Below are 10,630 nucleotides of genomic sequence, written 5' to 3' on the forward strand. Positions count from 1 at the left end.
GCCACAACTACAACAAGCTCAGGAGCAACCTTATGGAAACCGTGAAACTCGCCACCCGCCGTTGGTGGTACATCATGCCCATCGTCTTTATCACCTACAGCCTGGCCTACCTGGACCGCGCCAACTACGGCTTCGCCGCCGCCTCCGGGATGGCCGAAGACCTGATGATCACCCCCGGCATGTCGTCATTGCTGGGTGCACTGTTTTTCCTTGGCTACTTCTTCTTCCAGGTGCCGGGCGCCATCTATGCGCAAAAGCGCAGCGTCAAGAAGCTGATTTTCGTCAGCCTGATCCTCTGGGGTGGGCTGGCCACCCTGACCGGCGTGGTGTCCAACGCCTACATGCTGATCGTCATTCGCTTCATGCTCGGCGTGGTCGAGGCCGCCGTGATGCCGGCCATGCTGGTGTACCTGTGCCACTGGTTCACCCGTGCCGAGCGCTCGCGGGCCAATACCTTCCTGATCCTCGGCAACCCGGTGACCATGCTGTGGATGTCGGTGGTGTCCGGCTACCTCGTGCAGCATTTCAGCTGGCGCTGGATGTTTATCATCGAAGGCCTGCCGGCGGTGTTCTGGGCGTTTATCTGGTGGAAGCTGGCGGATGAAAAACCCGCAGACGCCAAATGGCTGAGCGAACAGCACAAAAAAGACCTGGAAAGCGCGCTGGCCGCCGAACAGGTCGGTATCAAGGCGGTGAAGAACTACGCCGAAGCGTTCCGTTCGCCCAAGGTGATCATCCTGGCGCTGCAGTTTTTCTGCTGGAGCATCGGCGTGTACGGCTTCGTCTTGTGGCTGCCGTCAATCCTCAGGAAAGGCCTGCAGATGGACATGGTCGAAGCCGGCTGGCTCTCGGCCCTGCCCTATCTCGCCGCCGTGATCGCCATGCTGGCGGTGTCCTGGGGCTCGGACAAACTGCAAAAGCGCAAGCGCTTCGTGTGGCCGCCACTGCTGATTGCTTCCATCGCCTTCTACGCCTCCTACGTGTTGGGCGCCGAACACTTCTGGTGGTCCTACACCCTGCTGGTGATTGCCGGGGCTTGCATGTATGCGCCGTACGGGCCGTTTTTTGCCATCGTCCCGGAAATCCTCCCCGCCAACGTCGCCGGTGGCGCCATGGCGCTGATCAACAGCATGGGCGCCCTCGGCTCGTTCGGCGGCTCGTATCTGGTGGGTTACCTCAATAGCAGCACCGGCTCGCCCGGCGCCTCGTACCTGCTGATGAGCGGCGCGCTGATGCTGTCGGTGGTGCTGACGATTTTCCTCAAGCCCGGCGCCAGTGACCGTGAGCGCGCGCCGCTGCCTACCCTCGAATTGAAGGTAAAAACTCAATGAAAAAATCTGTGGTTTTATACAAGAAACTCTCCGCACCGCTGATGGCGCGCCTGCATGAACACGCCGAGGTCACGCTGATCGAAGCGCTGGACGAGTCCGGCCTGGCCAAGCTGCGCGACGCCCTGCCCACCGCCCACGGCTTGCTCGGTGCCAGCCTGCGCCTGGATGCCAGGCTGCTGGATCTCGCGCCGCAACTTGAAGCCGTGGCCAGCGTGTCCGTGGGGGTCGACAACTACGATATCGACTACCTGACCCAACGCGGCATCCTGCTCAGCAACACCCCGGACGTGCTCACCGAAACCACCGCCGACACCGGCTTCGCGCTGATCCTGGCCACTGCCCGGCGTGTGGTGGAGCTGGCGGACATGGTGCGCGCCGGCCAATGGAACAAGAATATCGGCCCGTCACACTTCGGCAGCGACGTGCATGGCAAGACCCTGGGCATCATCGGCATGGGCCGCATCGGCGAAGCCTTGGCCCAGCGCGGGCATTTCGGCTTTGGCATGCCGGTGCTCTACCACAGCCACTCGCCCAAGCCGGCGGTGGAACAGCGCTTTGGTGCGCAGTACCGCAGCCTTAACGACTTGCTGCAACAGGCCGATTTTGTCTGCCTGACCCTGCCGCTGACCGCCGAAACCGAGAAGCTGATCGGCGCCGAGCAGTTTGCGCTGATGGGCCCGGAGACGATCTTTATCAATATCTCGCGGGGCAAAGTGGTGGACGAGGCGGCGCTGGTCGACGCCTTGCAGCAACGTACGATTCGGGCGGCGGGGTTGGACGTGTTCGAAAAGGAACCGCTTGATCACGGCTCACCGTTGCTGCGTCTGAACAACGTGGTGGCGACCCCGCATATCGGCTCCGCGACCCATGAGACGCGTGAGGCGATGGCCAAGTGCGCGGTGGATAATCTGTTGCTGGCATTGGCGGGTGAAAAACCGAAGAACCTGGTCAACCCAGGCGCTTGGAAGCAATAAACACATGTGGGAGGGGGCAAGCCCCTCCCACATTTTTGCCAGTATTCCAGAGACTTAGATAACGAACCTGGCCACCATCCCATTCAAATCCACCGCCAGGCGCGACAGTTCATGGCTGGCTGCAGTGGTCTGGTTGGCGCCCGCCGCCGACTGAGTCGCCAGGTCGCGGATGTTGACCAGGTTGCGGTCCACTTCGCGGGAGACCTGGGCCTGTTCTTCCGACGCGCTGGCAATCACCAGATTGCGTTCGTTGATCAGGCTGATGGACTGGGTGATCTGCTCCAGGGCCACACCGGCGGCACGGGCCAATTCCAGGGTGTTTTGGGTGCGCTGGTTGCTCTGTTGCATCGACTGCACGGCTTCACCGGTACCGTTCTGGATGCCGGCAACCATTTTCTCGATTTCCTGGGTCGACTGCGCCGTGCGATGGGCCAGGGCCCGCACTTCGTCAGCCACCACCGCGAACCCGCGACCGGCTTCACCGGCGCGCGCCGCTTCGATGGCGGCGTTGAGCGCCAACAGGTTGGTTTGTTCGGCAATCGCGCGGATCACGTCCAGCACCTTGCCGATGTCACGGCCCTGGGTGGCCAGGCCTTCGATCATCGCTGCGGTGTTTTGGACGTCCTGGGTCATGGTCTGGATCGCCCCGACGGTTTCCACCACCCGGTCGCGGCCTTCGCGCGCGGCCTGGTTGGACTGGTTGGAAGCCTCGGAGGTGGACACCGCGTTGCGCGCCACTTCTTCCACCGCAGCGGTCATCTCGTTGACCGCCGTGGCGGCCTGGTCGATTTCATTGTTCTGCTGTTGCAGGCCCCGGGACGCTTCCTCGGTCACGTTGCTCAACTCTTCAGCCGCCGAGGCCAGCTGCGTGGCCGAACCGGCAATGTGCTGGATGGTCTGGCGCAGGTTGGTTTGCATGCTCGACAAGGCGTTGATCAGGCGCGCGGGTTCATCGTTGCCATTATCTTCAATGACGCTGGTCAGGTTGCCACCTGCGATGGTTTCAGCCACCTGAACAGCTTTACGCAAAGGCGTCACAATGCTGCGGGTCAGCAACCAGGCCAGCAGCACCGTGAGCAGCGCAGCGGTGACCGACACCACGATAATCCCGGTGATGGCGCTGGTGTAGCTCTGCCCTGCGTGGTCGTCGGCTTGCTTGGCGTTGGCGGCATTGATAGCGATCAGCTTGTTCAACTGCTCGCCCATCTGGTCAGTACCTTCCTTGACACGGGTATTGATCAGGGCGCGCATCTCCTCGACGTTACCTTGCCTGGACAACGTCAGCATGTCCGCCTGGGCCTTGAAGTAGTTATCCAGGGTGCTGACAAATGTCTTGTACAGCGCCGCTTCCTCGGTACCGGCAGGTAACGCCGCGTAGCCGGCCTGGGCCTTCTTCACCTTGTCGACCAGCACGCCGATGCGCGTTTCGGCTTCCTGCAGGGCGGCGGGCTCGCGGTTGACCAGTACTCTAAATGACAGAATACGCATGCGCAGGACGTTCTCCGTCATCTGGCCCAGGTACGTCACGCTGGGCAGTTGGTTCGCGCTCATGTCCACCGAGGCTTGGCGCATCAACGTCATGCGGTTGGCCGCGAAGCCGCCCAACACCACCACTAACAGGGCGATGAAAGCGAAGCCGAGAGAAGCTCGAGGGGCGATGTTCAAGTGACGGAGTGACATAGGGGTGATCTCGAAATGGAGTGGCGGCTCGCGCCCATGCCACAAAACGACCAGCCAGCGTCAACGCACTGTCTGACCTCGGCCATCACTGTTGTTTTTGATAGGTGGGCCTATAAGCAGTATCGGCAGGAATCGAGGTTTTATGCAGGGTCTTTATAAATATTTTTTTACACTTCTGACGCTGAGCAGTTTCTGGCATCCTGCGCCTCCCTTTTCTGACCCGAGCCATCATTTTGTCTGACGCTCATGCCCCCCGCCCCCGCTATAAATCCGACCTGATCTACGGCCTGGAAGATCGCCCGCATTTCAGCGCAGCGATCTTCGCCGCGTTGCAGCATGTGCTGGCCAGTTTTGTTGGCATCATCACCCCCACCCTGATCGTCGGTGGCGTGCTCGGCCTGGAAAGCGAAGTGCCCTACCTGGTGAGCATGGCGCTGTTTGTGTCGGGGCTCGGCACCTTCGTCCAGGCGCGCACGTTCGGCCCCATTGGTTCGGGGCTGCTGTGCCTGCAAGGCACCAGTTTCTCGTTTATCAGCGTGATTCTCAGCGCGGGGTTCATGGTCAAGGCCCGGGGCGGCGGCACCGATGAGATCCTCTCGACGATCTTTGGCATCTGCTTTTTTGCAGCGTTTATCGAAGTGGTGTTCAGCCAGTTCATCGGCAAGCTGCGCAAGCTGATCACCCCGGTGGTGACCGGCACCATCATTACCCTGATGGGCCTGTCACTGATCAAAGTGGCCGTCACCGACATGGCCGGCGGCTTTGGCGCCAGCGACCTGGGCGCGGCGAGCAACATGGGCCTGGCGGCCCTGGTGCTGCTGACCATCGTGGTGCTCAACCGCTTCAATAACCCGTTCCTGCGCCTGGGCTCGATTGTAATCGGCCTGACCCTGGGCTTTGTGGTGGCCTGGTGCCTGGGGCGCGTCGATATGGCGGCATTGCCCCAGGTGCCGCTGATCAGCGTGCCGGTGCCGTTCAAGTACGGTTTCTCGTTCGACTGGGTGGCATTTATCCCGGTGGCGGTGATCTTCCTGATTTCGCCCTTGGAAGCAGCCGGTGACCTGACGGCCAACTCGATGATTTCCCAACAGCCAGTCAAGGGGCCGCTTTACATCAAGCGCATCAAGTCGGGCCTGCTGGCCGACGGCCTCAATTCGGCAATGGCCGCGACCTTCAACAGCCTGCCGATGGTGACGTTCGCCCAGAACAACGGCGTGATCCAGTTGACCGGCGTGGCCAGCCGCTACGTGGCGTACTTCATTGCCGGCCTGCTGGTACTGCTGGGCCTGTTCCCGATGATCGGCGCGGTGCTGCAACTGATGCCCAAGCCGGTGCTGGGCGGCGCGACCCTGATCATGTTCGGGACCGTCGCCGTGGCCGGCATCAAGATCCTCGCCGAAGCCGGGCTGCATCGCCGCAATGTGCTGATCGTGGCGATCTCCCTCGGCATGGGCCTGGGCGTTGCCGCCGTGCCGGAAGTGTTGCGCGAGCTGCCCAAGGCGCTGCACAACATCTTCGAATCGCCGATCACCGTGGGTGCGTTCTGTGCAATCCTGCTGAACATTTTCCTGCCGGAAGAGTTCATAGAGCTGGAAGAAGATGAATTTGATCCGGAGTCCTCTACCCTCAAAGTGATGCAGGACCCGGACATCACGAAATAGGAGCACCCGTTGTATGCGCAAGCTCATGGTTCTATCGCTGTTGCTGCTGAGCTTGAGCGCCTGCGCGCTGTTCCCCAACCGCGACCCGGTGAATATCAATGTGGTGGGCATCGAGCCGCTGCAAAGCCAGGACCTGGAAGTGCGCTTCGCGGTGAAGCTGCGGGTGCAGAACCCCAATGAAACAGCCATCGACTACAACGGCGTGGCCCTCGACCTGGAGGTCAACGGCCGGCCGCTGGCCTCTGGGGTGAGTGACCAGAGCGGAAGCATCCCACGCTTTTCCGAGACCGTGCTGGTGGTGCCGGTGAGTGTTTCGGCGTTTTCCGTGCTGCGCCAGACCTTGGGCCTGAGCCAGACCCAGAGCTTGAACAACCTGCCCTATGTGCTACGGGGCAAACTGGCGGGTGGGCTGTTCGGTACGATGCGCTTTGTGGACCGTGGCACGCTGGACTTGCCGAATACCGCGACCTGGTAATGACACCATGCAACCGACACTCTTTACCGAACGCCTGATCCTGCGCCCGCTGACCCTGGACGATGCCGAAGGGATCCAGCAGCAATTCCCGCATTGGGACGTGGTGCGTTACCTCAACGCCCTGGTGCCGTGGCCCTACCCGGCCGATGGCGCCCGTTCCTATCTGGAGCACATCGCCCTACCCGCCATGGCACGTGGCGAGGAATGGCACTGGTCGCTGCGCCTGAAAAGCGCGCCCGGCCGATTGATTGGTAACGTCAGCCTGATGGACGAGCAGGATAACAACCGCGGGTTCTGGCTAGGGCCGCAATGGCAGGGGCAAGGTTTGATGTCCGAAGCCAGCGCGGCGGTGACCGACTACTGGTTCGGCGTGCTCAAGCGCCCCGTGCTGCGAGTGCCCAAGGCCGCACCCAACCTGGGCTCACGGCGGATTTCCGAGCGTACGGGCATGCGTTTGATCAGGACGGATGAAGGTGAGTTTGTGGCAGGGACTTTCCTGCGGGATATCTGGGAAATGACCCGCGAGGAATGGCTGGAAAACCAATCCCTCAAACGCTGAGGGCCACCTCCCACAGTTCGATCGTGGTTCAGTCGGTGATATAGCGCACGCCTGGCTTGGCGCGCTCATCCACCACCAGTTCGAACACATCCGGCCGGGCGTAATGCCCCACCACGTCATAGTCGTACCGCGCGCGCACCAGGTCATCGGTGTTGATCTGCGCGGTCAACAACCCCACCTCACCCAGCAACGGCCCAGCCAGGATGTCGCCCATGGGGCCGACAATCACGCTGCCGCCGGCGATCAACGGGCGTTCCGAAGGCCAGTTGGCGACCTCGATGCCCAGCGCCTGAGGCGAGGCCTGCACCTGGCAGGCACTGACCACAAAGCAGCGCCCCTCATGCGCCACATGGCGCATGCTCACCTGCCACATCTCGCGCTCATCCACCGTCGGCGCGCACCACACCTCGACGCCCTTGGCGTACATCGCAGTGCGCAGCAGCGGCATCATGTTTTCCCAGCACACCGCGCCGCCGATACGCCCTACCGCCGCGTCGATCACCGGCAAGGTCGAGCCGTCACCCTTGCCCCAGATCAGCCGTTCGGTGCCGGTGGGCATCAGTTTGCGGTGCTTGGCCACCAGGCCGCCCGACGGTTCGAAATACAGCACGGTGCAATACAGGCTGCTGCCACTGCGCTCGATCACGCCCAGCACCAGGCTGGCGCCGGTACGTGCCGACAAGCCGGCCAGGGCTTCGGTCTCGGCGCCCGGCACATCGATGGCGTTGGCAAAATAGCGGGCAAAGGCTTCGCGGCCTTCGGGCAGGCGATAGCCCAATTGGGTGCCAAAACCTTCACCCTTGGGATAGCCGCCTAGCAGCGCTTCGGGCATCACCACCAATTGCGCGCAGCTGCGCAGGATCTCGTGTTCATAGGCGAGAATTTTCGCCAGGGTGTCGGCCTTGCCGCCAGGCAGGGAACCGATTTGCAGGGCCGCCACAGTGGAAACTGGCATCACGATCACTCCAAATAAAGGGGGTTGCCCATTCTCTCGCCAGGCTCGATCATGAATAAAGCCCACCTCAGTGCTGAATGATATGAGCCAAAGGAATATCGCCCAGGTTGACCTGAACCTGCTGAAAACCTTCGAAGCCCTGCACGATGAGTCCAGCGCCAGCCGCGCGGCGTTGCGCCTGGGTGTTACACAGTCGGCCATCAGTGCAGGCTTGCGCCGTTTACGCGACGTCTATGGCGACCAACTGTTTGTGCGCACCGGCCGTGGCCTGGCGCCCACGCTGCGGGCCAACCAGTTGAAACCGGTGATCAGCGAGGCGCTGGAGCGCTGTCGGCAAAGCCTGGCGATGGTCAATCCAGACAACCCGAACTATCAAGGCCGCTCGGTGGTGGTGGGCCTATCCGACGACTTCGAGATTGCCTATGGCCGCCGACTGATGGACGCCATCGCACAACGTCTGCCGAAGCTGCGGGTGATTTTCCGCCAGACCCACAGCCAGATCGTTGCCGGCGCTCTGCTCGACCGCACCCTGGACCTGGCGATTACGGCGGGCGGTTTTGCGCAAAGCCGGTTGAGTCGGCAGGTATTGGGAGAGGGGGATTATCGCTGCGTCGTGGACCCTCGCAGCTTGGCGTCGGGCCAGGAAAGCCTCAGCCTGGATGAGTTTGTCACCCGCGAGCATGTGCTGGTGTCGTCGGGCGGTTTTATCGGCATTACAGACGAAGGGTTGGCGGCGCAGGGGCTGAGCCGCCAGGTGTGCGCCTCGACCAGTCATTTTGCCGCGCTGCCGTTTCTGCTCAAGGGCAGCCAGGCGGTGGCGACCATTCCCGGGCATGCGGCGCAGGCCATCGCCGAGATGACCGGACTGCGGGTACTGCCCTGCCCGCTGGCGCTGCCGCGCTACCCCGTGGAGCTGGGTTGGCGAACCCAGGCCCAGCTTGACCCGATGCTACTTAAAGTCCGCGAGGCGATTGCCGCCAGCTTTACTTCGCCGCCGCCATCAGTTTGTTGACTTCACTGCGCACCATGTTGGAAAACTCCGGTGGCGACATGCCGTCGAGTTCGGCGCGGACCCATTCGGACCACTTGCCCTTGCGCTTGGCGCGCTCACCGAACAAACGCGCGGCTTCGCCCTTGGCCTTACCCAGGTTGGTTTGCCACAGGTCGTAGAGGCGGGACTTTTCATCTTCTAGCTCGGCGCGTTCGGCGAGGGTCTTGTTGGCGAGATTGAAGCTCATGTCAAAATTCCTGCTGCACAAATAGACGACATCTTACACTGTAGGTCGAATTTTCCAGATTTGGATTTCGCTCGCCAGTGCTGACCCGACAAAAAACTGCAACTTTTGCCGCCGCCCGGCACTCCATTGTTCACTGTCACATTCACCTGCAAGGAGTCACACCCATGGCCCGCAAAACTGCCGCCCAAGCTGTTGAAGATCAAATCAAGGATCAAGCATTCAGTGAACTGACGGCCCTGATCGAAGAATCGGACAAGCTGCTCAAAAGCAGCGCTGCCCTGGTGGGCGAAGAAGGCGAAACCCTGCGCGAACAGGTCGCCATCAAACTCAAGCAGGCATTGGATTCGGTATCCAACGTTCGCGAGCGCAGCAAGCCGGTGGTCGATGCCACCGAAACCTACATCGGCGGCCATCCATGGCAGACCGTGGCTATCTCCGCGGGCTTTGGCCTGGTGGTTGGCCTGCTGCTGGGTCGCCGTAACTGACGCCTTCCGTATAGCTCCATGCGTACGCAGCTGCCGAGTGCAAGCGAGGCAGCTGCGTATTTGCGCGGAGCGGGATAAGACAGCATCTACGTAGCCCAGTCTCGCAGCTGGTTCAATGCTTCCAGATCCACCTCCACCCCCGCCTCCAACGACTTCGCCCGCGTGCGATGACGTCGATCCCCCGGCAAGCGCCGCAACCCTGCCGCATGCATCTGCCGCACCAACTCCTGGCTGCGCTCGGCGAAGCTTTGCCCGGCGGTTTTGCTCGGGTCGATCACAATCAGCAGTTGGCCGGTCCAGGGCGTGCGCGCGCCAGGATGGTCGGCCCAGTTGAACTCGAAAGAGAAGTTGCCGCCCGTCAGGGCCGCCGCCAGCAACTCGACCATCATCGACAACGCCGAACCCTTGTGCCCGCCAAACGGCAGCAACGCACCGCCCTCCAGCACGGCCTTGGGGTCGGTGGTGGGTTGGCCGAGGCTGTCGACACCCATGCCCGGCGGCAGGCGCTCGCCTTTGCGCGCAGCGATTTGCACGTCTCCGTGGGCAATGGCGCTGGTGGCCAGGTCGAAAACAATAGGGGCGCCATCGGCACGCGGCGCCGCGAAGGCAATGGGGTTGGTACCGAACAACGGGCGGTCGGCGCCATGGGGCACGACGCAGGTCATGCTATTGACCACGCTCAGCGCCACCAACCCCTCCTCGGCGAAAGGTTCGACATCGGGCCACAACGCGGCGAAGTGATGGGAATTGTGGATCGCCAGCAACGCGATGCCGGCACTGCGTGCCTTGGCCACCAGCAACGGACGCGCGGCCTCAAGGGCCGGCTGGGCGAAGCCATTGCCGGCATCCACCCGCACGAAACCCGACGCGACATCCGTGACCACCGGTGTAGCCTTGCCGTCGACCCAGCCACTGGCCAGTGTGCTGAGGTAACCGGGGATACGAAAAATGCCATGGCTATGGGCACCGTCGCGCTGTGCACTGGCGCAATTGCGTGCCAGGATCGCGGCAACTTCCGGCGACGTGCAGTGCTTCACAAACACGGCGTGGAGCAAGCCCACCAGGTCGTTGAAACCGATGAGCGCTGTAGCGTTTTCAACTATCGGGGACTGGGCAGACATCTGTAGCTCCGATTTTATAATTGGAAGAGACAACAAGAATCCAGACCGTTGATTAAACAACGGCCCATGTGCCTGCTGTCAACGGACGCTTGAAGCCGGGTCCAGTTATCTACCGCCACACACGCCGCGGCGCCGCCTACCCTGGTCTCCA

The 10,630-nt window shown here is 62.0% G+C and carries 11 protein-coding genes; 7 read left to right on the forward strand and 4 right to left on the reverse strand.

Annotated elements, in window-relative coordinates:
* Window positions 1-32 precede the first annotated feature (32 nt).
* Together FBY10_RS18200 and FBY10_RS18205 are read left to right on the forward strand one after the other, a co-directional pair.
* Window positions 33-1,331: an MFS transporter gene (locus tag FBY10_RS18200; RefSeq protein ID WP_145337300.1), complete on the forward strand. Its 1,299-nt coding sequence runs from the start codon at window positions 33-35 to the stop codon at window positions 1,329-1,331.
* The gene (locus tag FBY10_RS18205) at window positions 1,328-2,305 is read left to right on the forward strand and encodes an NAD(P)-dependent oxidoreductase (protein ID WP_145337299.1); all 978 of its coding nucleotides are present in this window, start codon (window positions 1,328-1,330) and stop codon (window positions 2,303-2,305) included. The genes FBY10_RS18200 and FBY10_RS18205 overlap by 4 nt, the downstream gene beginning before the upstream one ends.
* A 54-nt stretch (window positions 2,306-2,359) precedes the next feature.
* On the opposite strand, the gene FBY10_RS18210 is transcribed toward FBY10_RS18205, so the two are convergent.
* Complete coding sequence (locus FBY10_RS18210) at window positions 2,360-3,985, reverse strand: methyl-accepting chemotaxis protein (protein ID WP_145337298.1); 1,626 nt, start codon at window positions 3,983-3,985, stop codon at window positions 2,360-2,362.
* A gap of 233 nt (window positions 3,986-4,218) precedes the next feature.
* On the opposite strand from FBY10_RS18210, the gene FBY10_RS18215 reads away from it, so the two are divergent.
* From FBY10_RS18215 to FBY10_RS18225, 3 genes are read left to right on the forward strand one after another with little or no spacing between them, the layout of a single operon-like run.
* Window positions 4,219-5,646 carry a nucleobase:cation symporter-2 family protein gene (locus FBY10_RS18215; RefSeq protein ID WP_145337297.1) on the forward strand — a complete coding sequence of 476 codons (1,428 nt, stop codon included), beginning with the start codon at window positions 4,219-4,221 and terminating at the stop codon, window positions 5,644-5,646.
* Between the two features lie 13 nt (window positions 5,647-5,659).
* Complete coding sequence (locus FBY10_RS18220) at window positions 5,660-6,121, forward strand: LEA type 2 family protein (protein ID WP_145337296.1); 462 nt, start codon at window positions 5,660-5,662, stop codon at window positions 6,119-6,121.
* A gap of 7 nt (window positions 6,122-6,128) precedes the next feature.
* The gene (locus FBY10_RS18225; RefSeq protein ID WP_145337295.1) at window positions 6,129-6,680 is read left to right on the forward strand and encodes a GNAT family N-acetyltransferase; all 552 of its coding nucleotides are present in this window, start codon (window positions 6,129-6,131) and stop codon (window positions 6,678-6,680) included.
* 28 nt (window positions 6,681-6,708) lie between these two features.
* Here FBY10_RS18225 and FBY10_RS18230 read toward each other — a convergent pair whose 3' ends face one another.
* On the reverse strand, window positions 6,709-7,635 hold the full coding sequence (locus tag FBY10_RS18230) for a carbon-nitrogen hydrolase family protein (RefSeq protein ID WP_145337294.1): 927 nt from the start codon (window positions 7,633-7,635) through the stop codon (window positions 6,709-6,711).
* Between the two features lie 82 nt (window positions 7,636-7,717).
* Here FBY10_RS18230 and FBY10_RS18235 point away from each other — a divergent pair, with 82 nt between their 5' ends.
* Window positions 7,718-8,647: a LysR family transcriptional regulator gene (locus FBY10_RS18235; protein WP_131696599.1), complete on the forward strand. Its 930-nt coding sequence runs from the start codon at window positions 7,718-7,720 to the stop codon at window positions 8,645-8,647.
* Here FBY10_RS18235 and FBY10_RS18240 read toward each other — a convergent pair.
* The gene (locus FBY10_RS18240; RefSeq protein WP_053135090.1) at window positions 8,619-8,873 is read right to left on the reverse strand and encodes a hypothetical protein; all 255 of its coding nucleotides are present in this window, start codon (window positions 8,871-8,873) and stop codon (window positions 8,619-8,621) included. The genes FBY10_RS18235 and FBY10_RS18240 overlap by 29 nt on opposite strands.
* 164 nt (window positions 8,874-9,037) lie before the next feature.
* On the opposite strand from FBY10_RS18240, the gene FBY10_RS18245 reads away from it, so the two are divergent.
* The gene (locus FBY10_RS18245) at window positions 9,038-9,358 is read left to right on the forward strand and encodes a YqjD family protein (RefSeq protein WP_032887039.1); all 321 of its coding nucleotides are present in this window, start codon (window positions 9,038-9,040) and stop codon (window positions 9,356-9,358) included.
* 86 nt (window positions 9,359-9,444) lie between these two features.
* Here FBY10_RS18245 and FBY10_RS18250 read toward each other — a convergent pair whose 3' ends face one another.
* A complete protein-coding gene (locus tag FBY10_RS18250; RefSeq protein ID WP_145337293.1) occupies window positions 9,445-10,479 on the reverse strand; it encodes an Ldh family oxidoreductase in 1,035 nt (344 codons plus the stop codon).
* Window positions 10,480-10,630 lie beyond the last annotated feature (151 nt).

The organism is Pseudomonas sp. SJZ103 (assembly GCF_007828335.1).
Classification (GTDB): Bacteria; Pseudomonadota; Gammaproteobacteria; order Pseudomonadales; family Pseudomonadaceae; genus Aquipseudomonas.